The sequence below is a fragment of the Pseudomonas sp. AC169 genome, from assembly GCF_979258515.1.
In genome coordinates this window covers 2,797,277-2,821,394 of sequence record NZ_OZ409866.1, presented here as the reverse complement: position 1 = coordinate 2,821,394, position 24,118 = coordinate 2,797,277, and the positions used below count along the sequence as shown (strand labels likewise).

The 24,118-nt window shown below is 60.3% G+C and carries 19 protein-coding genes and 1 tRNA gene; 4 read left to right on the top strand and 16 right to left on the bottom strand.

What is annotated here, in order from left to right; translation table 11 throughout:
• Positions 1–7 precede the first annotated feature (7 nt).
• The 4 genes from cysT to dibA all read right to left on the bottom strand — a co-directional run bounded on the left by cysT (position 8) and on the right by dibA (position 4,491).
• Entirely contained in the window at positions 8–826 is an 819-nt protein-coding gene (cysT, locus tag ACZZ0G_RS12780; RefSeq protein ID WP_008080019.1) for a sulfate ABC transporter permease subunit CysT, read from the bottom strand.
• A 173-nt stretch (positions 827–999) separates the two neighbouring features.
• Positions 1,000–2,013 carry a sulfate ABC transporter substrate-binding protein gene (locus ACZZ0G_RS12775; RefSeq protein WP_034151823.1) on the bottom strand — a complete coding sequence of 338 codons (1,014 nt, stop codon included), beginning with the start codon at positions 2,011–2,013 and terminating at the stop codon, positions 1,000–1,002.
• Positions 2,014–2,148: 135 nt separating this feature from the next.
• Entirely contained in the window at positions 2,149–2,331 is a 183-nt protein-coding gene (gene oscA, locus ACZZ0G_RS12770; RefSeq protein WP_007917682.1) for a sulfur starvation response protein OscA, read from the bottom strand.
• A 240-nt stretch (positions 2,332–2,571) separates the two neighbouring features.
• On the bottom strand, positions 2,572–4,491 hold the full coding sequence (gene dibA / locus ACZZ0G_RS12765) for a phosphodiesterase DibA (protein WP_463556365.1): 1,920 nt from the start codon (positions 4,489–4,491) through the stop codon (positions 2,572–2,574).
• 146 nt (positions 4,492–4,637) lie between these two features.
• On the opposite strand from dibA, the gene desA reads away from it, so the two are divergent.
• Complete coding sequence (gene desA / locus ACZZ0G_RS12760) at positions 4,638–5,822, top strand: delta-9 fatty acid desaturase DesA (RefSeq protein ID WP_116029347.1); 1,185 nt, start codon at positions 4,638–4,640, stop codon at positions 5,820–5,822.
• A 143-nt stretch (positions 5,823–5,965) separates the two neighbouring features.
• Entirely contained in the window at positions 5,966–6,955 is a 990-nt protein-coding gene (locus ACZZ0G_RS12755; protein ID WP_463556364.1) for a GGDEF domain-containing protein, read from the top strand.
• 137 nt (positions 6,956–7,092) lie between these two features.
• On the opposite strand, the gene ACZZ0G_RS12750 is transcribed toward ACZZ0G_RS12755, so the two are convergent.
• The 3 genes from ACZZ0G_RS12750 to gabD all read right to left on the bottom strand — a co-directional run bounded on the left by ACZZ0G_RS12750 (position 7,093) and on the right by gabD (position 11,346).
• Positions 7,093–8,304 (bottom strand): HDOD domain-containing protein, encoded by a 1,212-nt coding sequence (locus tag ACZZ0G_RS12750; RefSeq protein WP_463556363.1) that lies wholly within the window; start codon positions 8,302–8,304, stop codon positions 7,093–7,095.
• A gap of 136 nt (positions 8,305–8,440) precedes the next feature.
• Entirely contained in the window at positions 8,441–9,718 is a 1,278-nt protein-coding gene (gene gabT, locus ACZZ0G_RS12745; RefSeq protein WP_007917687.1) for a 4-aminobutyrate--2-oxoglutarate transaminase, read from the bottom strand.
• Positions 9,719–9,903: 185 nt separating this feature from the next.
• Positions 9,904–11,346 (bottom strand): NADP-dependent succinate-semialdehyde dehydrogenase, encoded by a 1,443-nt coding sequence (gene gabD / locus ACZZ0G_RS12740; RefSeq protein WP_007917688.1) that lies wholly within the window; start codon positions 11,344–11,346, stop codon positions 9,904–9,906.
• 443 nt (positions 11,347–11,789) lie between these two features.
• Between gabD and ACZZ0G_RS12735 the strand changes: the two genes are divergently transcribed.
• A tRNA-Arg gene (locus ACZZ0G_RS12735) sits at positions 11,790–11,866 on the top strand.
• 77 nt (positions 11,867–11,943) lie between these two features.
• Here ACZZ0G_RS12735 and ACZZ0G_RS12730 read toward each other — a convergent pair.
• The 5 genes from ACZZ0G_RS12730 to ACZZ0G_RS12710 form a co-directional block, all read right to left on the bottom strand.
• Positions 11,944–12,207 carry a hypothetical protein gene (locus ACZZ0G_RS12730; RefSeq protein ID WP_463556362.1) on the bottom strand — a complete coding sequence of 88 codons (264 nt, stop codon included), beginning with the start codon at positions 12,205–12,207 and terminating at the stop codon, positions 11,944–11,946.
• Positions 12,208–12,227: 20 nt separating this feature from the next.
• A complete protein-coding gene (locus ACZZ0G_RS12725; protein ID WP_463556361.1) occupies positions 12,228–12,824 on the bottom strand; it encodes a hypothetical protein in 597 nt (198 codons plus the stop codon).
• Complete coding sequence (locus tag ACZZ0G_RS12720; RefSeq protein ID WP_463558852.1) at positions 12,821–13,402, bottom strand: RNA polymerase sigma factor; 582 nt, start codon at positions 13,400–13,402, stop codon at positions 12,821–12,823. Before ACZZ0G_RS12720 ends, ACZZ0G_RS12725 begins: the two co-directional genes overlap by 4 nt.
• A gap of 30 nt (positions 13,403–13,432) precedes the next feature.
• On the bottom strand, positions 13,433–15,118 hold the full coding sequence (locus tag ACZZ0G_RS12715) for a vWA domain-containing protein (RefSeq protein ID WP_463556360.1): 1,686 nt from the start codon (positions 15,116–15,118) through the stop codon (positions 13,433–13,435).
• An 87-nt stretch (positions 15,119–15,205) separates the two neighbouring features.
• Positions 15,206–15,766 (bottom strand): YbhB/YbcL family Raf kinase inhibitor-like protein, encoded by a 561-nt coding sequence (locus ACZZ0G_RS12710; protein ID WP_102899649.1) that lies wholly within the window; start codon positions 15,764–15,766, stop codon positions 15,206–15,208.
• 139 nt (positions 15,767–15,905) lie between these two features.
• Here ACZZ0G_RS12710 and ACZZ0G_RS12705 point away from each other — a divergent pair, with 139 nt between their 5' ends.
• Positions 15,906–17,429 carry an FAD-dependent oxidoreductase gene (locus ACZZ0G_RS12705; protein WP_463556359.1) on the top strand — a complete coding sequence of 508 codons (1,524 nt, stop codon included), beginning with the start codon at positions 15,906–15,908 and terminating at the stop codon, positions 17,427–17,429.
• 126 nt (positions 17,430–17,555) lie between these two features.
• On the opposite strand, the gene pgaD is transcribed toward ACZZ0G_RS12705, so the two are convergent.
• The 4 genes from pgaD to pgaA are packed head-to-tail and all read right to left on the bottom strand — an operon-like array spanning position 17,556 to position 23,927.
• Positions 17,556–18,083, bottom strand: a complete 528-nt coding sequence (gene pgaD / locus ACZZ0G_RS12700) for a poly-beta-1,6-N-acetyl-D-glucosamine biosynthesis protein PgaD (protein WP_463556358.1) — start codon at positions 18,081–18,083, stop codon at positions 17,556–17,558.
• Complete coding sequence (pgaC, locus tag ACZZ0G_RS12695) at positions 18,080–19,435, bottom strand: poly-beta-1,6-N-acetyl-D-glucosamine synthase (protein WP_016987619.1); 1,356 nt, start codon at positions 19,433–19,435, stop codon at positions 18,080–18,082. The genes pgaD and pgaC overlap by 4 nt, the downstream gene beginning before the upstream one ends.
• Before the next feature lies 1 nt (position 19,436).
• Positions 19,437–21,434 carry a poly-beta-1,6-N-acetyl-D-glucosamine N-deacetylase PgaB gene (pgaB, locus tag ACZZ0G_RS12690; RefSeq protein WP_463556357.1) on the bottom strand — a complete coding sequence of 666 codons (1,998 nt, stop codon included), beginning with the start codon at positions 21,432–21,434 and terminating at the stop codon, positions 19,437–19,439.
• A 12-nt stretch (positions 21,435–21,446) separates the two neighbouring features.
• A complete protein-coding gene (gene pgaA / locus ACZZ0G_RS12685; RefSeq protein WP_463556356.1) occupies positions 21,447–23,927 on the bottom strand; it encodes a poly-beta-1,6 N-acetyl-D-glucosamine export porin PgaA in 2,481 nt (826 codons plus the stop codon).
• Between the last annotated feature and the right edge of the window lie 191 nt (positions 23,928–24,118).

Sequence of the window (24,118 nt, the reverse complement as noted above, 5' to 3'; positions counted from 1 at the left end):
CGCCTCCTTATGGGGTTTCGATGCGCCGCTGCAGCAAGTTGATCAGCAGCAGCAGGACGAAGGAAACCACCAGCATCAACACGCCGATAGCGGTGGCGCCGGTGTAATCGTATTGGTCGAGTTTGACCATGATCAGCAGCGGCAGGATCTCGGTTTTCATCGGCATGTTGCCGGCGATGAAAATCACCGAACCGTACTCGCCAACGCCACGCGCGAACGCCAAGGCAAAACCGGTCAGCCAGGCGGGCAGCAGCGCGGGAACGAGGATGTGGCGGAACACCTGCAACGGTTTCGCACCGAGGCACGCGGCGGCTTCTTCGACTTCACGGGGAATGTCGGCCAGCACCGGTTGCACCGTACGCACCACGAACGGTAGCGTGACAAAGGTCAGCGCCAAAGTGATACCGAGCGGGGTGTAAGCGATTTTGAAACCGAGGTCGGCAGCGAATTGCCCGACCAGACCGGCCGGCGCGTAAAGCGCGGTCAATGCGATACCGGCAACGGCGGTTGGCAGCGCGAAGGGCAGATCGATCATCGCGTCGATCACCTTGCGCCCCGGGAACGTATAGCGCACCAGCACCCAGGCCAGCAGCGTACCGATGATGCCGTTGATGATCGCCGCACACAGCGCGGTGCCGAAGCTCAGCTTCAACGCGGCCAGCACGCGCGGTGCGGAGATGATCGCCCAGAACTGATCCCAGGTGAGTTGCGCGGCGTGGACGAACATCGCCGCCAGCGGGATAAGCACAATCAGGCTGAGGTACACCAAGGTGTAGCCCAGCGTCAGCCCGAAGCCGGGTATGACGGGGGAAATACGACGCGACATAAAAGTCCTTGGTTAAAAAGCATTCCGCTGAACGCACCAATGTGGGAGCGAGCTTGCTCGCGAAGAGGGAGTATCAGCCAACTCTACGTCGTCTGACACTCCGCTTTCGCGAGCAAGCTCGCTCCCACATTTTCCGCGCCTCGCTTCAGGCTTGATGTGTGGCTGAAGTCAGATTACTGCGCCTGATAAATCTGGTCGAACACGCCACCGTCGTTGAAGAATTTCGGCTGCGCGGTTTTCCAGCCGCCGAAGTCCTTGTCGATGGTCACCAGTTCCAGTTTTGGGAACTGCTGGGCGTACTTCGCGGCCACGTCCTTGTCACGCGGACGGTAGAAGTTCTTCGCGGCGATTTCCTGGCCGGCCGGGCTGTACAGGTGCTTCAGGTAGGCTTCGGCGATCTGCTCGTTGCCTTTCTTCTCGGCGTTTTTGTCGACCACGGCTACCGGTGGTTCGGCGAGGATCGACAGCGAAGGCACGACGATGTCGAACTTGTCGGCGCCGCCATCTTCTTTCAGCGCCAGGAACGCTTCGTTTTCCCAAGCCAGCAACACGTCACCCTGACCATTGTTGACGAAGGTGATGGTCGAACCGCGCGCACCGGTGTCGAGGATCGGCACGTGCTTGAACAGGGTCTGCACATATTCTTTGGCTTTGGCTTCGTCACCGCCGTTGGCTTTCAGGCCGTAGGCCCACGCGGCGAGGAAGTTCCAGCGCGCACCGCCGGAGGTTTTCGGGTTCGGCGTGATCACCGAGACATCGTTCTTGACCAGATCGCCCCAGTCCTTGATGCCTTTCGGGTTGCCCTTGCGCACTAGGAAGACGATGGTCGAGGTATACGGCGTGCTCGCTTCCGGCAGACGCTTCTGCCAGTCGGCGGGCAGGGTCTTGCCGAGTTTGGCGATTTCGTCGATGTCACCGGCCAGGGCCAGAGTCACCACGTCAGCGCGCAGACCGTCGATCACCGCACGACCCTGCTTGCCCGAACCGCCATGGGATTGCTGGATTTTCACCGTGTCGCCGGCGTGATCTTTCTGCCAGAACTTGATGAATTCAGCGTTGTAGTCCTGATACAGCTCGCGCGTCGGGTCATACGACACGTTGAGCAGCTCGTAATCCTTGGCAACCGCAGAACCGGCAAACACAGCACTGGCCAGCGCGGCCAAAGCGTAACGGCGAATCGACGACATGGTGAAAGCTCCTGGAATTCTTGGTGGTGGCTTTTTCTTATGTATTGCGGAAATCATGTTGCCGGTTCAAAGATCGCAGCCTTCGGCAGCTCCTGCCCAAAACTCCCCGCAGAAGCTGGCGCAGGCTGCGATCTTTTAACCCGGTTGTTTGCCCGGTTGCTGCAAACGGAATTTCTCTTTGCGTTCGATCTGTACGACTTGCGCGTTGTGCACAGTGATCTCCACCGCGCCGAAACGCAGATCGCGCAGGGCGCTCTGGATTTCACGCAAGATGGTGCTTTCGTCCTGACCGTCAACGCTGCGAAGGGATGCGCTCATGGTGCTGCTCCTTTGAATGGGATATGCCTGGCAGTGGGCGGCACTGCGTTCGGCGTGGGAGCAATATAAGAGAGGCGCGGATATTCTTAAAAAGACTATTTAAGAATGTTTATATAACCAGAAAACTCATCCCTCTCACGCTCTGCGTGGGAATGCAGCCGGCGGCGCTCTGCGGCGCGATTTTGCAGCGGACAGGAAGCGTCCCGGGGCAACATCCCCACGCGAAATGTGCGAACAGGTTCAGCCGATCACTGGTGCTCTCGCCCAATCTATCTCCTGCGCCGGACTCGGTCGCCCAAACCAATACCCCTGCCCCAGATCGCATTCCTGCTCGAGCAAAAACGCCGCCTGTTCTACCTGTTCGATCCCCTCGGCGTGCACCTGCATGCCCATGCTCCGCGCCAGCGCGATGATCACCCGGACGATCGCCGCGTCGTCCTCATCCCACGGCAAACCTGCCACAAATCCTTGGTCGATCTTCAGTTTCTGCACCGGCAAACGCTTGAGCCTCAGCAGCGACGAATAGCCAGTACCGAAATCATCAATGGCCAGGCGAATCCCCAGCTCACGCAAACGGTGCATCTGCTCCAGCGCCACTTCCGGATCATCCATCACCGCGCTCTCGGTGACTTCCAGCTCCAGGTAGGCCGGATCCAGCCCAGTATCGCGCAGCACCTGCGCCACCTGTTGATACAGCTCACGACGCGCAAACAATCGCGAAGAAACATTCACCGCAACAAACGACAACACCATGCCGGCCCGCTGCCACTCACACATCTGCCGACACGCCTGCTGCATCACCCAGGCGTCGATCTCGGCGATCAATCCGGTGCGTTCAGCGATCGGAATGAACTCCGCCGGCGACACCAGACCGCGCTGCGGATGCTGCCAGCGCACCAAGGCTTCAACACCGATCAGGCGACTGGTCTTCAAGTCATGCACCGGTTGGTAGAAAACCCGCAGTTCCTGTTGCTCCAGTGCGCGGCGCAGTTCGAAAGCGATTTCCACCCGTTGCTGGGCGTGGGCGGTGAGTTCTTCGGTGTACAAGGCGTAACCGTTGCGGCCGCTGCTCTTGGCCTTGAACAACGCCGCGTCGGCATTGCGCAACAGTTGCTCGGCGCTCAATGCATCACTGGGGAAGAGGCTGATGCCGATGCTGGCGTTGATGAACAGTTCATGGCCATCGATGCAGAACGGCTGCTTGAGCGCATCGAGAATGCGTTGCGCCAGCGCCGCAGCCTGCACCAGTTGTGGGCAACTCTCCGCCAGCACTGCGAACTCGTCGCCACCGAGCCGCGCCAAGGTAATGCCCGGGCCGAACAGCGCCTGCAAACGGGCCGCCACTGCCTTGAGCAAGCGATCGCCGATGTTATGGCCGAGGCTATCGTTGATCATTTTGAAGTGATCGAGATCGAGCATCAGCAGTGCACAGCCGCGCTTATGGTTTTGCGCCGAGGCCAGCGCCTGTTCGGCGCGGTCGCTGAACAGCAGGCGATTGGGCAGATCGGTCAGTGGATCGTGGTGCGCGAGGTGTTTGAGCTCATGTTCGGAATTCTTGATCGCGCTGATGTCGGAGAACACCGCGACGTAATGGCTGAGCCGGCCCTGATCATCGTGAATGACCCGGATGGTTTGCCATTGTGGATAAATCTCGCCGCTTTTCCGGCGGTTCCAGATCTCGCCGCTCCATTCGCCGTGTGATTCCAGGGTGGCAAACATCGCCTGATAAAACCCCGGCGGATGATGCCCGGACTTGAACAGGCTTGGCTGCTGCCCGAGGACTTCTTCGCGCTGATAACCGGTGATCTCGATGAACGCGCGATTGACGTGCACGATCAGCCCTTGGTGGTTGGTGACCAGCACGCCTTCGCGGGTGCAATCGAATACGGCCGCCGCTTGACGCAGGCGTTCGCGATCGGCGTGGCGCCCGCGCAAACGCGCACCAATCCCGAGGAACTCACACAAGCGCGCTCGCGCCAGAAAGATCAGCCCGGCGCTGAGCGCGGCAAAGACGTAACCGTTGATCAGTTGCCATCGGGCCAGATCGACGGAGTTATCGAAGAAATTGTTTAATAAATGATCAGTACCTTGCAGCCAGACAGCGGCAAGCACGAGATAGAGCAGCGCTGCACGCAAAGCGTCGCGGTAAGTGGCAGGCATTCGACTGTCCATGTCCCTACAAAAAGGTTGGAATTATAGGTCAAGAAACATCCAGCGACTCTTATCTGAAAGGGCGACTGGTTTTATCTGTGTGCTTGGTGATAATGCAACGGCTGTTTTTATCTTTATCGAGGGCCCTATAGCCTATGTGGTACGAAGGTTTTCTTGGCTTGTCGGCCTGGTCTCTGGTCGCAGTCACCCTGCTGATGACCCACGTGACGATTGTTGCCGTCACGGTCTATCTGCACCGCTACTCGGCCCATCGCTCCCTGGAGCTGAATGCCGGCCTGAAGCACTTTTTCCGTTTCTGGCTGTGGCTGACCACGGCGCAGAACACCCGCGAGTGGACGGCCATCCACCGTAAACACCACGCCAAGTGCGAAACCGAAGACGACCCGCACAGCCCGGTCATCAAAGGTCTTTCCACGGTACTGCGTACCGGCGCCGAGCTGTACCGCGCCGAAGCGCAGAACCCGGAAACCCTGCGCATCTACGGCAAGAACTGCCCCGAAGACTGGATCGAACGCAACGTCTACAGCCGCTATCCGCTGCTGGGCGTGGCGATCATGGGCGTCATCGACCTGCTGCTGTTCGGCACCATCGGCATCACCATCTGGGCGATCCAGATGATGTGGATCCCGGTTTGGGCTGCCGGCGTCATCAACGGCCTGGGCCATGCGGTTGGCTATCGCAACTTCGAATGCCGCGATGCGGCGACCAATCTGGTGCCATGGGGCATCCTGATCGGCGGCGAAGAACTGCATAACAACCATCACACCTACCCTAACTCGGCCAAGCTCTCGGTGAAAAAGTGGGAGTTCGACCTCGGCTGGGCGTGGATCAAAGTCTTCAGCTTCCTGCGTCTGGCCAAGGTTCAGCGTGTGGCGCCGATCGCCCACCGCGTCGAAGGCAAGGGCAATCTGGACATGGACACCGCCATGGCCATCCTCAACAACCGCTTCCAGATCATGGCCCAGTACCGCAAATTGGTGATCGGACCACTGGTCAAGCAAGAGCTTGCCAAGGTCGATCATTCGGTGCGCCACCAGTTCCACCGCGCCAAACGTCTGCTCTCGCGGGAAACCAGCCTGCTGGAAGACCGTCATCACCTGCGCATCCAGACCATGCTCGAGCACAGTCAGGCGTTGAAGGTAATTTACGAAAAACGCCTGGCCCTGCAGCAGATCTGGGTCAAGACCAGCGCAAATGGCCACGACATGCTCGCGGCCATCAAAGAGTGGATTCACGAAGCAGAAGCCAGCGGCATCCAGTCCCTGCGCGAATTTGCGGATCAGTTGAAAACCTACTCGCTGCGTCCTGCAGCAGTCTGAGACCGTTGATCGGTGCACCCGGCTCCCGGGTGCACCCTTCGGAACTTCGCCAAAAAACGCCTATCTCAAAGACACTTCGCCATCCCGGCGGGCTGTACTGTGGCCGTTGTCGAATTGCGGCACGTCCTTTGAGATCTGTGCCGATGGTCAACAACAATCAAAAAGACTCATCCTTCCCGCAGTGGCCCGAGGCCGCGCAAACCCTCATGGCGTTGATGCACGCCCAAGGCGAAGTCGCCCGTCTGAGCGAACGCGAACAGTTGTTCAGTTCATTGTTGGTCAGCGTCAACGCGGTGCTCTGGGCCTTCAACTGGGAAACCCGGCAGGTGCTGTACGTCAGCCCCGCTTACGAACGGATTTTCGGCCGCTCCGCCGGCCTGCTGCTCGCCGACTACCACCAGTGGCGCGACAGCATCTACCCCGACGACCTCGACTACGCCGAACGCAGCCTCGCTGAAGTGCTGCACAAAGGCGCGGTGGAGGATCGCGAGTACCGCATCATCGCCGCCGATGGCCAGGTGCGCTGGCTCAGCGACAAATGCTTCATCAATCGTCAGGACGAACCGGGACAACCGGTGATCATCGTCGGTATCGCCGAAGACATTACTGACAAGAAGCAGATGGAAACCGAGCTGCATCGTTTGGCGACCACCGACGTGCTGACGCAAAGCAGCAATCGCCGGCATTTTTTCGAATGTGCCAACCGCGAGTTCGAAGAAGCGCGTGTACAGGGTGCGCCAATGGCCTTTCTGCTGCTGGATATCGATGACTTCAAAGTGATCAACGACACCTACGGCCATCCGGAGGGCGACAACGTCCTGCAACGGATTGCCGAATGCGGACGCGGGTCGTTGCGCCGGGGGGATCTGTTCGGGCGGATTGGCGGGGAAGAGTTCGCCGCAGTATTTCCCGGCTGCGCACCGGACATGGCCATGCAGGTGGCTGAACGGCTGCAACAGGAGATTCAGCGTTTGAGTTTCAGCCATGACGGGCAGACGTTCGGCATCACCGTCAGCCAGGGGCTGACCAGCCTTACCGAGGCAGACGAAAGCCTCGACAGCCTGTTCGCCCGTGCGGATGCGGCAATGTATGAGGCCAAGCGACAGGGCAAGAACCGCATCATTTCTGCCTGAGCCCATACCTCAACCCAACACATAACTACTGTGGGAGCGAGCTTGCTCGCGAAGGCGGCTTGTCAGTCAACATAGCGCTGTATGACACACCGCTTTCGCGAGCAAGCTCGCTCCCACAGAGTCAGTGGTGATGCAGATTATTTGCGCATCCGCATCAATTCCGGCAAGCCGATCTTGAGCAACCGCGCCGTGCGGCTCTTCGCCAACTCTTCGATGCCTTCATGCTCGGTCAGATGCGCCATCTGCGCCGCCATGTTCATCACCAGCGCCTCACGGGAATACACCCCGCCGCCGAGTTGGTAGACCGACGCGATCAGCTCTCGCAGCTCCAGCGGCAACCGCCAGCGGGTGCGCAAGGCCGAACCATAAGCCGCACCAAACTCGGCCAGCGCCTCGCCGACTTCCTCCAGCTCATCCAGCTCACCACCGGCCTGCTGCCACTCCTGCAAACAACGCAACAACGCCAGATCCCCCAGACGATGGAGCATGCCCGCGCAATAACAGCGCTCCTGATCGAGATCGAGCAAACGCGCCAAGGTGCGCGCGTATTCAGCGGTGTGCAGCGACAGGCCCCAGTAACGCTCGGCGTAGTCCGCCAGACACGGATCACTGAGTTTGGCGCTGCGCTTGAGCGCCAACCCCAGAATCAGGTTCATGCTCTGCCCGGTGCCCAACCGATGCAGCGCCTGAGCCAATGTCTGCACTGGCGCGCCATGGTGCTGCGCCGCACTGTTGGCCGCCGCGATCAGCACCGCCGTGATCTGCGGGTCGGTTTTGATCTCATCTTCCAACAGTTTCAGATCGAGGCCATTGGGATTGAGGCTGCGCTTCACCGCCACTTGCACATCAGTCATCAGCGGCGCGCCATCGGCCTGCTCTCGGCGGCGCTCAAGGAATACCGACAGAGTCATGCCCGGCGCCAGCGCCGGCACTTCGCAAAACACTTCTTCCCCGGCATTGAGCAGCAACCCTTGCAACCGCTCGGTCAGGCTTTCCATGTTCAACGGTTTGGTCAGATACGCCGTCGGCGCGAGTGGAATCGCTTCGCGCACACTGGCGCTGTCGTTGCGGCTGCTCATCAGAATGAACGGCAGCGGCGGATTGCGTTTGCGCTGGCGCACGCTGCGCAGCACATTCAGACCATCGACACCCGGCAGCTCCCAATCAACGATAGCGAGGTCATACGGCACCTCACTGAGCATCGACATGGCTTGCTGGCCATCGGCACACAGATCCAGACGCGCATCGCAACGCACGTTCAGCAGCACTTGTTTGAGCAGGTCGCGGGACCACGGGTCAGCCTCGGCAATCAGCACTCGCGGTACGGCGGGTAATTCAACGGCAGTCATGCGCGCTCTCCCTTGCAATGCCTGAACCTTAGCCAATGCTGGCCATTCGATACAGCGCTAATGCGTCGATGTGTTTCAAGGGGCGTAAAAAAACCCGCCGAAGCGGGTTTTTTGTCGATCAGGTCACACTGGGTGATCAGAGCTCGGAGAAGCACTCTTCGATGATCGCCAGACCTTTATCCAGTTGCTCGTCCGGCGAGGTCAGCGGTACCAGTACACGCAGAACGTTGCCGTAGGTGCCGCAGGACAGCAGGATCAGCCCCTTGTCGCGCGCCTTGGCCACAACCGACGCTACAGCAGCAGCGTTCGGCTTGTGGCTGTCGCCGTTTTCGAACAGCTCGACCGCGATCATCGCGCCCAGGGCACGGACTTCGCCGATCACCGGGTACTTGGCCTGGATAGCTTTCAGGCCAGTGACCAGACGCTCGCCAACAGCCTTGCAGCGATCCAGCAGTTGCTCTTCTTCAAATACTTCCATCACTGCCAGTGCAGCGGCGCAAGCGATCGGGCTACCGGCGTAGGTGCCACCGAGGCCCCCTGGAGCGATGGCGTCCATGTATTCGGCCTTGCCGCATACACCGGCCAGCGGGAAGCCGCCAGCGATGGATTTGGCGAACGTGGTCAAGTCGGCAGCAACGCCCATCTGTTCCATGGCGAAGAACGTACCGGTACGGCCAGCGCCAGTCTGTACTTCGTCAGCGATCAGCAGGATGCCGTGCTGGTCGCACAGCGCGCGCAGGCGCTTCATGAATTCCTTCGGCGCAACGTAGAAACCACCTTCGCCCTGAACCGGCTCGATGATGATCGCGGCGATGTCTTTCGGCTCGGCGTCGTTCTTGAAAATGCGTTCGATGGAAGCGATCGAGTCGTCGATGCTCACGCCGTGCAGTTCGTTCGGGTACAGCGCACGGAAGATACCGCCTGGCATCAGGCCCATGCCGGCCGAGTAAGGCACGACTTTACCGGTCAGGCCCAGAGTCATCATGGTGCGACCGTGGTAAGCGCCGGTGAAGGCGATCACGCCAGCACGGCCAGTGGCGGCACGGGCGATTTTCACGGCGTTTTCCACAGCTTCGGAACCGGTGGTGACCAGCAGGGTTTTCTTGGCGAAATCACCTGGTACCTTGGCGTTGATCTTTTCGCACAGCTCAACGTACGGCTCGTAAGCCAGAACCTGGAAGCAGGTGTGAGTCAGCTTGTTCAGCTGTTCGGTCACGGCAGCGATGATTTTCGGGTGCACGTGGCCGGTGTTCAGAACAGCGATGCCGCCGGCGAAGTCGATGAACTCACGACCTTCAACGTCAGTAACGGTAGCGTTTTTTGCCGACTCAGCGAAGATCGGGTGAATCTGGCCAACACCACGTGGAACAGCTGCGGTACGACGGGCCATCAGTTCAGCGTTAGTCTTGCTCATTACAGTCCTCATTCGCCGCTCATCGGGCGGCGTGGTTCAAGGATTAAGCGGGAGAAATCGACAGTGGCAGCATGCGATGATCGACTGCCACGGCGTTCCTGGCCGCAGAGAAAATTCCGGTTTGAAACGACGCAAAGGGACAGCGCTCTCGTGCCCTTTGCGTTTACAGCAATCTCTTGCAGGGCTTAGATGCCCAGGCAGAGGTATTTGATTTCCAGGTAATCTTCGATGCCGTACTTGGAGCCTTCACGACCCAGGCCCGAGGCCTTGATGCCGCCGAACGGCGCGACTTCGTTGGAGATCAGCCCGGTGTTGACGCCGACCATGCCGTATTCCAGCGCTTCAGCGACACGGAACACACGACCGAGGTCACGAGCGTAGAAGTACGAAGCCAGACCGAACTCGGTGTCGTTGGACATCGCGATCACTTCGGCTTCGTCTTTGAAGCGGAACAGCGGCGCCAGTGGACCGAAGGTTTCTTCCTTGGCCACAGCGGCGTTTTTCGGCACGTTGGTCAGGATGGTCGGCTCAAAGAAGTTGCCTTCCATCGCCTTGCCGCCAGCCAGCACGGTTGCGCCTTTGGCTACAGCGTCAGCAATGTGCTCTTGCACCTTGGCTACGGCTTTTTCGTCGATCAGCGGGCCAGTGGTGGTGCCGTCTTCCAGACCGTTGCCGATCTTCAGTTTGGCCACCGCCACTTTCAGCTTCTCGGCAAACGCGTCGTAGACCGAATCCTGAATGTACAGACGGTTGGCGCAGACGCAGGTCTGGCCGTTGTTGCGGTACTTGGAAATGATCGCGCCTTCGACGGCCTTATCCAGATCCGCGTCGTCGAACACGATGAACGGCGCGTTGCCGCCCAGTTCCAGCGAGACTTTCTTGATGTCCTTGGCGCATTCCGACATCAGTTGACGACCAATTTCGGTCGAACCGGTGAAGGACAGCTTGCGCACGATCGGGTTGCTGGTCAGCTCGCTACCGATGTCGCCGGCGCTGCCGGACACCACGCTGAACACGCCAGCAGGAATGCCCGCGCGCTGAGCCAGTTCGGCCAGTGCGAATGCAGAGAATGGAGTTTGCGAAGCAGGCTTGAGCACCATGGTGCAACCGGCGGCCAGTGCCGGGCCGGCTTTGCGGGTGATCATCGCGGCCGGGAAGTTCCACGGGGTGATGGCTGCGGTCACGCCGATTGGCTGCTTGATCACGATCAGACGCTTGTCTGGCTGGTGACCCGGAATCACGTCACCGTAGATGCGCTTGGCTTCTTCGGCGAACCACTCGATGAACGAAGCGGCATAAACAATTTCGCCCTTGGCTTCGGCCAGCGGCTTGCCCTGCTCGAGGGTCATCAGGCGCGCGAGGTCGTCCTGGTTCTCGATCATCAGTTCGAACCAGCGACGCAGCTTGCCGGCACGCTCTTTGGCGGTCAGTGCACGCCAGGCCGGCAGCGCTTTGTCAGCAGCTTCGATGGCACGGCGGGTTTCGGCAGCGCCCATTTTTGGCACGGTACCGAGGATTTCGCCGGTGGCCGGGTTATTGACCTTGATCGTCTGACCGTTATCCGCATCGACCCAAGCGCCATCAATGAAGGCTTGCTGGCGGAACAACAGGGTGTCTTTAAGCTGCATGTCGGCTTTCCTTAACAGCACCGCGGCCTGCGCGGAGCAAATTATGATTGTAGAAAGGCGCCTCGCAAGGCTGCCGTCAGGGAAATCAGTGACCGGGTGTGGTGCATCAACAGTGGACGTTTCCAACCACCGGCGCTTCAACGCCCGGTCAACGAGCGTTTGAAATCTCAAACGGATCGTAGGATCAAAGGGGTTAAAGGACAATAGGTCGTTCGAAAAAAAGAACAAAAACGCCGTGTTTGTGGAATTTTTCAGATCAACGAGCAAAAAAGCCTCAGTTGCAGGAAAACCTTAGATCAACCCCGGCAAAGCGCCAAGCGAGGGTTTTGCAGGACGTTACAGCTTTAAGGAATGCAGCGTTCTCAGCCGACACGCGCACTGACAATCCGCGCCGAAACCCAGCATGGACGCCCCGAGCCGACCTAGGTATGATGTCGCCCGCTGCACCAGTAGCTCAGCTGGATAGAGTACTGCCCTCCGAAGGCAGGGGTCGTGGGTTCGAATCCCGCCTGGTGCACCATTGATTTAAACGAGAAAGCCCCGGACTGTGATGGTCCGGGGCTTTTTTGTGGGCGTTGCAAAGACGCCTGAACGAAGTCACTCCGTCGTCCAGTCAAACTCGTCGTAGTCATCGTCGTCTTCTTCCTCAACCTCCTCAAAAACGTCGTCTTCATCAACGACATCCTCTTCCGACTGGTTAAGCAGAAATTCCTTACGCGCCTCGGTAATCGCGCGCCGCATCTCTTCGCCCTTCTCCGGGCAGTTGAGCAGTTGGGCGATGCGGTCAATTTTTGCTGCCACGTTGTCCTCCAGCGCATTGGCAATAGCCCGATATTGCGCGTTTTTGCGGGGCAATGCCAAATGGCTGAGGGTTCAGGCGGTCATTTTTTCTGCAACTGTTCCAGTCGGGCGTCGAGATCGGCGTTCGGGTAGCGTTTGTGCAGGTTGTTGAACAGGCTGTCAGCTGCTTGCGACTGTCCGGATTGGCGCAGGCGCAGGACTTCGCGCAGTTGCGCGTCGAGGCCATTGGCCGGGGCGGTGGCGCGTTTGCTGAACTTGGCTTCATCGGCGCTGATGGCCTGATTTTGCATCGGCGCGGCCATTTCCATCATCGGCACAGGTGCAGGCATGGCGCCGGCCGGGGCGGACAATCGGTGCAGTTGCGCCGAGTCCGTGTCGGTCATGGGTACGGCAAGTTCGGGGGCTGGCGCGTAGTCGTACTGGCGCAGCGGCTCGGGGGTGCGCTGCACCAGCGACAACATCAATGCCACGCCGACGAGGCTGGCGAACGCGACTTGCCAGCGGGGTTTGCGGCAGGCGTCGAGCCAGCGTTGCCACAGGGTCGGTTTCGGCGCAGGGGTTTGACGCTGCGCAGCGTTGAGGATGAACGCATCGAGATGCGCTGGCGGCTCAGCGTTGTGCTGTTCGCGTACATGCTTGATCAGCGGATCTTCGGGTGTCTGGCGGGCGTCAGTCATGTCAGTACCTCCTCGGCCAGCAGCCGACGCAGTTTTTGCTGGGCGTAGCGCAAGCGGCTTTTGACCGTTTCCAGCGGTGTTTCGGTGAGGCTGGCGATTTGTGCCAGGTCGAGGTCACCGTGGGCGCGCAGCAGGAACACTTCGCGCTGGTCGGCGGGCAGGGTTTGCAGGGCGCTTTCCAGGCGCTGGCTGTCGCGGCTGAGGCTGAGCAGTTGCTCAGGATCGTTCGCCTCGTCACTGACGGCATGCGCCTGCTCGTCATAGCTGTCGTGCAACGGTTGGTGGGCGCCATGCTTGCGCCAGTGGTCGATCAAGCGATTGCGGGCGATCTGGAACAGCCATGTACGAAATGTCGCCCGGCCTTGTGGCTGACTGGCACTGCGGATCAGGCTCAGCCAGGTTTCCTGAAACACCTCGTCAGCCAGTTCCGCTTTGCCGCTCAAGCCGAGCAGAAACCGGTACAACCCCTGCCGATGGCGCGCGTACAAGATCTCGAACGCCGCGCTGTCGCCCTCGCGATAAAGCGCCAGCAGCGATTCGTCGCTGCTGGCGTTTGAGCTGTCTGCCGAGGCAAACAGCTGACTGATGAAGCCTTTCAGACGACTCACTTATTCAATCCGTTGTTCGGTGGCCAACGCGTTCGATGCGGTTGAGCTGCGCAAGCTCTCCGCCAGTTCGACCAGTTGCACGAACTCATTGCGCAGACCGAAGCGATCATCGCCGCGCGCGCCACGGGCCAATGCTTCGGTGTCTTTCAGGCTGAAGTCGCCGGTATAGCGAGCGTCCTTGAGCTGTTGGGAAAACGCGGCGACCGCAGCGGCAAAACGCAGATCTTCACTGGCGGTTGCAACTTGGTTGGCAATCGGCCGCTCGATCAGCAGACTTTTCCCACCTTCAGGCTGTTGATAACGCACACGCAGCATCGCCAATTCTCCGCTCTTCCCGGAAACCACCGGCGCCGATTGACCATAACGCAGCGGCTCCAGCCAGCCCTTTTCACCCGCCGGGACAATTTCGTACAGTGCGGTCACCGTGTGTCCTGCGCCGATTTCGCCGGCATCGACTTTGTCATTGCTGAAATCCTCACGCTTCAACGCGCGGTTCTCGTAGCCGAGCAGGCGATATTCGCTGACCTGTGCCGGGTTGAATTCCACCTGCAATTTGACGTTTTTTGCCACCACGGCGAGGGTCGAACCCAACTGATCCACCAACACTTTGCGCGCCTCCCGCAGGTTGTCGATGTAGGCGTAGTTACCGTCACCGGCATCAGCCAGTTGCTCCATCAGGTGTTCATTGTAGTTATCCACACCGAAACCCAGGGTCGTCAGGGAAATTCCGCTTTGGCGTTTATCCACAGCCATTTGCTTGAGGCTGTCGAAGTCGCTGACGCCGACATTGAAGTCACCATCGGTGGCCAGGAGAATGCGGTTGATGCCTTTGGGAATGAAGGCCTGCTGCGCCATTTGATAGGCCAGTTCGATACCGGAGGCTCCTGCGGTCGAGCCACCCGCGGTCAATTGCTCGATGGCTGTACGAATTTTCGCTTTCTCGCGTCCGGAAGTCGGCTCCAGCACCACTCTCGATTCACCGGCATACACCACCAGCGACACACGATCCTGATCGCGTAACTGATCAACCAGCAATTTCAGCGTGCTCTTGACCATCGGCAGGCCTTCGCGGCGATCCATCGAGCCGGACACGTCGACCAGAAACACCAGATTGGCCGGGGCCAGCTCCGTCACAGCGCGGTCGGACGCCTTGATGCCGATGCGCAGCAAGCGAGTGTGCCGGTTCCACGGTGAAGCAGCCAATTCCGTAGTCACTCCAAACGGTGAACCATCGTTGGGCAGCGCGTAGTCATAGGGGAAGTAATTGACCATTTCCTCCAGCCGCACCGCGCCTTCGGGTGGCAGACGTCCCTGATTGAGCAAACGGCGGACGTTGGCATAAGCGCCGGTGTCGACGTCAGCGCTGAAGGTTGAAACCGGGGTTTCGGCGACGCTGTGGATCGGGTTATCAGCTAACGCCTGATACTGCTCGCGCTGCTCATCGCGATAGTCCTGTGGATAACTTTCACTCAGCGGCATCGGCGCACTGCCGGCATTCGGCATCTTGTACAGCGCGCGTTTGGCCATTGAGCTGTCAGCCATCACGGCTTCCTGTTGAATCATCTGCACGGGCTGAGCGGGTGCCGGCACGGCGGCGACTTCCGGATTGGAGGACAGGCCGCAACCGGCCACCGCCAGCAACACACTGATAGTGACGGGCCGCAAAAAATACACAGGAAGAGACATGGGGGCTGACCTCGGGATGAAATTGATCATTCATCCACTGAGACGGGCAGCCCTTTCAGTTCGGGTTAAACGCCGCTAAAAATATTTTCAGCGGTGATAACGTCGCACCGCACTGCTGTTACGCAGGACATGGCCTTTGATTTTTTCCATCAGCTCGGCGCGGGTCAAACCGGCCGGCAAGGCATCCGGGGCCAGATCCAGTGCGTAGATCTGAATGATGTAGTGGTGCGCGCTGTCGCCCACTGGCGGGCACGGCCCCATGTAATGGGTGTTGCCCTTGCTGTTGGTGCCGCCGACACCTTCGAACGCGGATTTGGCGCCGACGCCCGCCGCGATCTGGTGCGTGGTGGCTTTGATGCCGTAATGAATCCAGTGATCGACGCCCAGGCCTTTCTGGCCGTCCGGGTCGTGCATGACGATCGCGTAACTCTGAGTGCCGGCAGGGCCGGCGTTCCAGCTCAGGGCCGGCGACTGGTTCTTGCCACCGCAACCGGGCGCATCGCTGGCGGCTGCCGAGGTGAACAGGCGGTTATCGGACACACCCGGGATGCTCAGGGTGAAACGCTCTTGGGCCTGCGCCGGAAACTGCACGCAAAGGGTGACGGCGAGGGCCGCCAGCCATGGGTTGAGAGAGGTCAATCGGGTCATTCCGGGAGCACCTTGTGCAGTGGGGCCGTCGTAGGCCTGCAAACTATAGCTGTACCGTTCGTGCCGTGGCAGTGGCAAATGGCTGAACCTCGCACTCCCGCGCAAACTCACAAGAGAAATGCCCGCGAGGAAGCCAATCATGTCCCTGCACAGTGTCGCCCGTATCGCTGATGTCCCTGAAGACCGTGGCCTGCAGGTTGAAATCGGCGACTGCAAGATTGTGCTCTTGCGCGCCGGTGGGCAAATACGCGCCTTTCAGGGCGAATGCCCACATGCCGGCGCGCCATTGGCTGACGGTGCGTTGTGTCACGGACGCCTGATCTGCCCGTGGCACAAGGCTGCGTTTCGCGCAGAGGATGGCGCTTTGTGCGAGCCACCGGCGCTCGACAGCCTAAAGCGCTATCCGCTGGAACTGCGTGGCGACGAGGTTTGGGTCGATGATCAGCCGTTGCCCGACGCGCATACGCCACCGGCCGATGATTCGCGCACGTTCGTGATCGTCGGCGCCGGAGCGGCAGGCACTGCATGTGCGGCGGCGTTGCGAGAAAAGGGTTTTGGTGGCCGGATCGTGATGATCGATCGCGAGGCGGATGCCGGTTACGACCGCACGGTGCTGAGCAAATTTGTCCTTGCCGGGGACATGCCGCCCGAGGAAACACCGCCGCTACGTGAAGATGACTTCTATAAAGAGCAGCGCATTGAACGCCAACCAGGCGAAATCAGCGCAATCGACGCGGCGGCCAAAACCCTTCATTTCCACGACGGCCAGACGCTGCGTTATGACGCAGCGGTGCTCGCCACCGGTGGCGAACCCAACCCGCTGGAACTGCCCGGTGCCGACCTGCCACAGGTATTCGTGCTGCGCTCAAAAGCCCAGGCAGAGCAAATAATGAATGCGGCCACACCGGAGCAACGCGCCGTGATCATCGGCGACAGCTTCATCGCCCTCGAATGCGCTTCGGCCCTGCGTCAGTATGGCCTCGACGTCACAGTGCTGGCTCGACACGCGATTCCTTTCGCCGCTCAATTCGGCGAAGCCGTGGGCAAAGCCATTCGCTCACTGCATGAAGCACAGGGCGTGAAATTCATCGACGATCATGAGGCGACAGAAATCATTGGCGACGGCAAAGTCGAAGCGGTGCTGCTGAACAATGGATTAAGGCTCTCAGCGGATCTGGTACTGGCCGGAGTCGGCGTTCACCCGGCGACCGAGGCTTTCGCGTCATTGCCGAGGGAAAAAGATCAGTCATTGCGCGTCGATGAAGGCATGCGCGTCAGCGAAGGCCTGTGGGCCATCGGCGACATCGTCACGTTCCCGTTGAACGGCCAGTTGCAGCGCATCGAGCACTGGCGCCTGGCTCAACAACATGCGCGAATCGCTGCCGCCAACATGCTGGGCGGCGAAGAGCATTATCTGGATGTGCCGTTTTTCTGGACCTGGCACTTCGGCAAGAATTACGACTACCTCGGCCATGCCGAACATTGGGATGAGGTGGAGTTTTTCGGCGAGCCTGAACAACCGCCATTCATTGGGCTGTTTGGCAGAAATGGTGTGCTGGTCGCCGCTGTGGCTTGCGAGAAGGAACGGGCAATGGCGCTATTGGCCGAACGGATGAAGCAGCCACTAGCAATGGAAGAAGCCTGGGCACTGATCCGCGATTAGTACTGATCTTCTGCACTTGATCGTTCCCACGCTCTGCGTGGGAATGCAGCCCGTGACGCTCCGCGTCACTGGACGCAGAGCGTCCCCAGAGGCATTCCCACGCGGAGCATGGGAACGATCAACCGCTTAGCGCGTCAGGGGTTCGCGATTGTCGTCATCTTCAGCATGCAGAAAAATCACCCGTGGATGCTCCAGTGGTGCCAGCGGCGGTGGCAATTCCTCCTGCTGCACCGGCCAGAAATGCGTCACCACATGGCTGATGTCACCTTCCTGATCGTTGTGAATGGTCATCACCCCGGGCGTGCGCAACTTCTGAAAACGGTCATCGCAGAGCTTGAAGCTCTTGCTCAACCCTTCATCGTCGATCACCGGCGACGGTAGCCGGCGCTGGGCGAAGCTGCGGCTTTTGCGCTGTTGATAACGCGCCCAGGAAATCAGAATCACCGCGTTGACCAATGCCACCCACAAATAAATCTGCAACGTGCCTAGCGCGTCGAACGCCGAGTTGTCGATGCGCGGCCCAGCGGTATGAGTTTCAATCAACGGCCAGAGTCCGCGTATCAGCAAGAACAGCAGCCCCACCCACGCCACCACGGTAAGAATCACATCGACCACGACCAGGAACGGCCGCTGGCGGGTCCGGATGATTTTCATTTGATGACCTCCTCTTCGTCGTCGCCGATCGGTTTGATACCCCGGTCAGGACTGACCCAACGCGCACGTTTCTGATGTTGGCCGAACAAGACTTTCGGGAAGCTGACCAGTGTGGTCAGCAAACTGACAAACCAGAATGCAATCGGGTACCAGACCACCCAAAACATGGTCTTGCCCAACCCCGGCTCGTAGCGCCGGTCGATGATGATGCTGACCGCGAACTGCACCAGACAAACAAACGCCAGCAGCAACCCGGTAAACGCCGGCGGCATCAGGTGATCCACCGCGATGGCCTCAGGCATGACCACAAACTTGCCGACGCCCCAGAAAATCACCGACAGCAGGAACGTGAACGCCCAACCGGTCGACAGGCAGTATTCGAACAGCAGCGGCCACAGGTAACGATGGCGGTACTGCCAGATGCCACGAATGTTCTTGAACAGCACTTCGGCGCCGCCCTGGGCCCAGCGCAGACGCTGCTTCCACAAGCCGCCGAGGGTTTCCGGCATGAGAATCCAGCACAACGCGCGCGGCTCGTAGAAGATGCTCCAGTGATCGAGTTGCAGCTTCCAGCTGATGTCGATGTCTTCGGTGATCATGTCCGGGCTCCAGTAACCGACGCGGTTCAGCGCGGTACGACGGAACGCGACGATCACCCCGGAGACGGTAAAGATCCGCCCGAACACCCGTTGCGTGCGTTTGATCAGGCCGATGATCGAGGAGAACTCACCGACCTGAACCCGCCCGACCAGCGTCGAACGCGTGCGAATCCGTGGGTTGCCGGTCACCGCGCCAAGACGCGCGTTATCCAGCATCGGTGCGACCAGATAGGCCGCCGTGTTCGGTGCCAACAGCGCATCACCGTCGATGCACACCAGATATTCACTGCGCGCCGCGATCGCGCCCATGCGCAGAGCGACGGCTTTGCCCTGGTTTTCCGCCAGATGCAGCACGCGCAGGCGTGGATCTTCTTTGGCCAGCGCATCGAGCACTTCGGCGGTGTTGTCCTTGGAGCCGTCGTTGATCGCAATGACTTCGATGTTCGGATAATGCTGGGCCAGCGCCGCATGGATGGTGTCGGCGGCGTTGTCGCCTTCGTTGTAGCAAGGGATCAGGATCGAGATCAGCGGCTCGCCTTCCAGTGGCGGCGGCAGGGTATCGTCCTGCCACGGCCAGTGGCGCTCCCAGTGCAGCCAGAAATACAGGCCACCGGCAATCCACAACCCGGACATGAACAGCGGGTAGAAGAACACGAAGTCCATCAGGAACTGCCCGGTGACCAGGAAGATCAGGCCCAGCGGCACGCCGAGGACGAGCGCCAGAACAAGCAGGGCTAACAGTCTATCCAGCATGTTATGGATTCCATTTGTTGGAGAGCGCAGGCCTTACGGTTTTCAGGTCCGGCAGGTTGTCGAGGAAGTTGTCCGGGTAGTAACCGAAACTGGTCGCGCCCTGACGCTTGAGACGGCCCATCCAGTCCGCCAGATGCGCACCGTCGATGTTGGCCTGATCTTTTTTCGTCCAGTCGCGTGCCTGCAATTCGAACACCGTGCGATCCAGCGCTCCGGGGCGTTTCTTGACCGTGGCCACCAGCGCTTCCAGCCATGGGCCGGACTCGGCCTGGGTCTGTTTTTCCATCAACGGCATGGCCATCGGCGCGGTCCAGTCGTAGGTCGCGAGGAAATCGTCAAGGTTCTGTGCGTACCATTCTTCGCTGTGTGGATTGAGCATCGGCTCGGCGAAGATGTTGCGCGCGGTCTGCACCTGCGGGCCACGGATGGCGCGGACTTTGGCGATCAGCTCGTTGGTGAAATCGATCAAGTATTTGCTCTTGAAGCGCGTCCAGCGCTGCATGGCGGCCGGATCATCGCGCAGCGCGGCAATCGAACCCGGCAAACCCTGGGCGACGTAAGCTTTCAAGGCATCAGGGCTGGCGTCTTCGAAGTCCGAGAGCAGCGCATCATCATGATAGAGAATGCCGTCGACCGAGGTCAGGCGCGCCACGTCCTCGTAGATTTCACCAATGATCCGCCGCACCTCGGGATCGAAGGGCGACAGGCGCTGGTACTGATTCGGGTCTACCGCAGTAGTGCCGGTTTTCGGGTCCCAGCGGGTAACGCGAGGCAGTTTCGAATCGAGGCCGAAACTCAGCACCGGCATCCATGCATACACCTTTACATGAGCACGGGTGCGCAGTTGCCAGGCAACCCGGTCGAAGATGTCAGCGCGCACCGGCAAGTGGCGGTTGGGGAAGTACAGCGAGTGCACCAGACCATCGCCCTTGGGATCGGCGAAGGCTTGCAGGAACACCGTGTTGGCGCCCATGTCAGCCATGCGCTGCACCAGTTTGCCAAGGTTGATGTCCTGTTGCGCCGGATCCGGGTCGTAGACGTTGTCCAGATCGACATGCACCACGCGCATGGGCAGATCCGACTGCACGCCGACGATGCTGTTGGCGAAATGCTCGCCGTCAGGGTCTGAGGCAACGAGGAAACGCGGGCTGCTCATCAGGTTGTCGAGGGTGTCGAGACCGTCGTCCAGGGTCAGGGCCATTTCATAGCCCTGCTCGCCGACCACGGTCAGCGAAGTGCCGTCCGCCGTGCCGTACGGCCAGACCCAGACACGCGGTTTCTTGCCGGTGACCTTGCGGATTTTTTCCGAGATGTTGTTCACGTCGGTGCGAATCCGCGCCTGGAAATCGGCCTCGGATTCATAGCGTTTGGTCACCGGGTCGTAGCGCCGGGTCGCGGCAGCAGGCTGCATGTTGCCCTGCGGGTTGGCCAGGATGCCTTTGTGATTGGCATCGGTATGCGCGGCGATTTCCACCAGACCGGATTGCGAAATCTCGCGCACTTGATCCCAAGTCAGGAAGTCGGAACGCGCACGCGGCGCGCCGGCGAAATCCACCGGTTGATTCAGCGGCGTGTCGATCCAGCTGCCGACCGGCGCCAGCAGCGCATGCCAGTTATAGGCACGCAGCACCGGCAGCACGCGGGTGTAGAAGCTCGAATAACCGTCGTCGAAACTCAGCAGAATCGCTTTCGCCGGCAGCTCTGGGCCGCCCTTGCGCGCCGCCATGATCTGGTCGACGGTGACCGGTTTGTAACCGTTCTCGCGCAACCAGGCGAGCTGTTCGATCATGCGCTCGGTGCGCACCGCCACCACGGCCTGATCGGGGTCTCGGTCTTCAATGTCGTGATAGGCAATGCCGAGCACGTGATTTTTCGGCCACGGTTTTTCACTGGCCGCCAGTGGTCGCTCGGACGGCGGCGCGAAGGCCGGAGCTTGCTGGGCGCAGGCGCTGACCAGCAGCACTCCCAGCAGAAGGATGAAACGCGAAATCAAAGGCATCTTCAAACTCTTCTAGAAGCGGAAAGTGAGGTCGACGAGCAGACGCAGATCGGTCTCCCGATCACCGTCGTAAGGCCGGTTGATCACACTGAACAAACCGCCCACCTCGAACACGTCGTTCCAGGCATAACGCTGGCCGTAACCGAGCAGGGCCATGCCGCCGGTGCCGTGATCACGCTGGCTGTACGTCCCCGCGCCCGCCTGAAACTGCTGGCTCCAGGAAGTTTCGTAGCGGTGGTAGAGCACGTGATTGACGTTGACCAGCGGCATCACGCTGAAGTCGGATTTGGGGTTGAAGTACGGCACGTCATCGGACTTGGAGTTGTGGCTGGTGCCCACTTCCAGACCGGCATCGACCTGCACGTTCGGCGCGCTGTAAACACCCTCGCGGCCGGTGAGCAAGGCTTCGACGCGGTTGTTGCCGTCGCTGAAATGCGACGGGCTCACCGACAGCCGCCACTCGCGGCTTTCGTTGGCGCGCCAGCGGATGAAACCGCTGCCGCCATTGGCCTTGATGTCGCTGTTGAGCGCGCGCAATGGCGTCTCGGCCGACAGATATTCGAGGCTGCCGCCGTACTGCCAGTGGTCGTTGATGTCGCGGGCGATCGCCAGACGCGCGCCCTGCTTGTCACCAAAACCGTAATCGTGATTGGACACTTCTGCTTCGAGGGTCATGTCACGAGTGCGGCGTTCCAGGCCAACACGCTGAAAGCGGTGGTGCCCGGTACCTTCGGCGAAGTCGCCGGTGGCATACCCGGCCCCGGCGAACACGCGCCAGTCTTCATCGATGGGCGGGCTGTACAGGGTGGTCTGGATACCAAAATCGCGACTGCCGCTGACGGCGCCGGCATCGCCACTGCCGCCGCCATTGGCTTTGCCGCCGTAGGCTTCGACACGCAGCTCGGACATGTCATGCACTTCGCGTTCGCGGGCCAGACGCTGCACCTGGCGGTTATCCGGATAGCGGGCGACGACGTCGTCGGTCAGCGCATCCATTTGCCGCCATTCCTGCAATTCCATGGCCGTGTGCGCCTGGCCAATTTCCAGGCCCATGTCGCGCGGGACCATGCTCTCGGTTTCCTTGAGCTGGTTTTCCGCGCGGCGCGGCCATTGCCGGGCCAGATACAGATCGGCCTGAGCCAAACGCAGACCGATGTTGCCCGGTGCCTGATCGACCAGCGCCTGCAATCGCTCCTCACCATGGGGCAAGTCGGAACCATAGGTGCCGGCCTGTGCCGCCAGTTGCTGGGCGTCCATCCATTCATCGTTGGGGTTGCCGATTGGCAAGCCCTTGAGTTCGATACGCGGGCGCTGCGCCTTGGCGGCGTCTTCAGCGACTTTGCGCGCCTCATCGGCGCGGTCGCTTTCCAGCAATGCGTAATACAGCGCAGTGCTGTCTTCGAGGCGATCACCGGCATCGGCGTCCGGCGCCGACAGCACCTGGCGATACAGGTCCGTGGCGATTTCCGGTTCACGCTGATCCAGATACGACGCGGCCACCCAGCGCAGAGCGTAAGTCGGAATCTTCACACCTTCGGCTTGCAGCTTCTGGTACTCAGTAATGACGTCGGCCGTGCGCGCTCGGGCCTTGAGCGCGCCCATGCGGTCGATGCGCCAGCGGATCACGTCATCGTGAGCGCTGGCGTCCGGCGTCCAGGTGGCGAGGAGTTTGTCGTAGTCGGCCAAGGCGCGATCGGCGATGACGTAGCGTTCTTTTTCGCTGCGGGTGGCGAGTTCGGCGAGGCGCACGCGTTCGGCGGCCAGATCGCCTTCGAGGCGACGCAGGGTCACCGGGTCGAGCAGGCCCGGACGCTGATTGGCCAGACGCAGCGCCGGTTCCGGCAGACGCGCCTTTTGCAGGGCAACCACGTATTCGCGGGCGACTTCCGGTTTAGTGCCGGCGCGCTTGAAGGCTTGATCGTATTCGAACAGGGCATCGTAGGGTTTGTTGTCGCGGGTCAGGGCGTAGCCCAAGGCGAGACGGCGCGACGGATCATCAGGTTTGGCCGCCACCAGCGCTTTGGCGCGGGTCACCGCTTCGTCGGGTTTGCCGGCATCCGCCTGAGTCAGGGCCAGGCCCAATTGCAGGTCGGCGTTATCCGGCTCCAGCGCCAAGGCCTTGTTGTAGACCTGAGTCGCCTGATCCCAGCGCTTGAGATTGCGATAGGCACGCGCAGTGGCGGTCAGCGCCTGCACCGGCAGGACGCGGTCACGGCCTTGGGTTTCATAGACCTGCACCACTTCGGCGTCGAGCCCGGCCCAACTGGCGATTTGCAGGTGATCGCTGATCTGCCCGGTAGTCGACTGGCCGGGTGGCACCTGACGCAAAACCGTCAGCGCCGGCGTGGTTTGCCCGGCGCGGGCGTCGCGCACCATCTGATCGTAGGGTGTGTCGGCAAACGCCAGCGCCGGCCAGAGCAACTGGCTGCACAGCGCGACTCGGAACAAAGGGCGTAAACCACGATGTAATACAGGAACATCAATACGCGGCATTCGTCAGCATCCTTACATGGCCAGCCGGGTCGCAATGCCCTCCTTGCCCTTTCGTAACGGTGGCCGCCCATGCACATGCAACGGCCAAGCTTAGTCAGGCAGTCTTGCACGCAAGCGTAGACCAATCTTCGGAACACAATAATTGTTCAGAATCGTGCTGGCGCCTCAGCCAGCACCGCGAAAACCCGAAC

What these genes read in the sequence shown, in the direction of transcription:
- cysT (WP_008080019.1), bottom strand. Translation starts at nt 826, where the DNA reads ATGTCGCGTCGTATTTCCCCCGTCATACCCGGCTTCGGGCTGACGCTG.
- ACZZ0G_RS12775 (WP_034151823.1), bottom strand. Translation starts at nt 2,013, where the DNA reads ATGTCGTCGATTCGCCGTTACGCTTTGGCCGCGCTGGCCAGTGCTGTG.
- oscA (WP_007917682.1), bottom strand. Translation starts at nt 2,331, where the DNA reads ATGAGCGCATCCCTTCGCAGCGTTGACGGTCAGGACGAAAGCACCATC.
- dibA (WP_463556365.1), bottom strand. Translation starts at nt 4,491, where the DNA reads ATGCCTGCCACTTACCGCGACGCTTTGCGTGCAGCGCTGCTCTATCTC.
- desA (WP_116029347.1), top strand. Translation starts at nt 4,638, where the DNA reads ATGTGGTACGAAGGTTTTCTTGGCTTGTCGGCCTGGTCTCTGGTCGCA.
- ACZZ0G_RS12755 (WP_463556364.1), top strand. Translation starts at nt 5,966, where the DNA reads ATGGTCAACAACAATCAAAAAGACTCATCCTTCCCGCAGTGGCCCGAG.
- ACZZ0G_RS12750 (WP_463556363.1), bottom strand. Translation starts at nt 8,304, where the DNA reads ATGACTGCCGTTGAATTACCCGCCGTACCGCGAGTGCTGATTGCCGAG.
- gabT (WP_007917687.1), bottom strand. Translation starts at nt 9,718, where the DNA reads ATGAGCAAGACTAACGCTGAACTGATGGCCCGTCGTACCGCAGCTGTT.
- gabD (WP_007917688.1), bottom strand. Translation starts at nt 11,346, where the DNA reads ATGCAGCTTAAAGACACCCTGTTGTTCCGCCAGCAAGCCTTCATTGAT.
- ACZZ0G_RS12725 (WP_463556361.1), bottom strand. Translation starts at nt 12,824, where the DNA reads ATGACTGACGCCCGCCAGACACCCGAAGATCCGCTGATCAAGCATGTA.
- ACZZ0G_RS12715 (WP_463556360.1), bottom strand. Translation starts at nt 15,118, where the DNA reads ATGTCTCTTCCTGTGTATTTTTTGCGGCCCGTCACTATCAGTGTGTTG.
- ACZZ0G_RS12710 (WP_102899649.1), bottom strand. Translation starts at nt 15,766, where the DNA reads ATGACCCGATTGACCTCTCTCAACCCATGGCTGGCGGCCCTCGCCGTC.
- ACZZ0G_RS12705 (WP_463556359.1), top strand. Translation starts at nt 15,906, where the DNA reads ATGTCCCTGCACAGTGTCGCCCGTATCGCTGATGTCCCTGAAGACCGT.
- pgaD (WP_463556358.1), bottom strand. Translation starts at nt 18,083, where the DNA reads ATGAAAATCATCCGGACCCGCCAGCGGCCGTTCCTGGTCGTGGTCGAT.
- pgaC (WP_016987619.1), bottom strand. Translation starts at nt 19,435, where the DNA reads ATGCTGGATAGACTGTTAGCCCTGCTTGTTCTGGCGCTCGTCCTCGGC.
- pgaB (WP_463556357.1), bottom strand. Translation starts at nt 21,434, where the DNA reads ATGCCTTTGATTTCGCGTTTCATCCTTCTGCTGGGAGTGCTGCTGGTC.
- pgaA (WP_463556356.1), bottom strand. Translation starts at nt 23,927, where the DNA reads ATGCCGCGTATTGATGTTCCTGTATTACATCGTGGTTTACGCCCTTTG.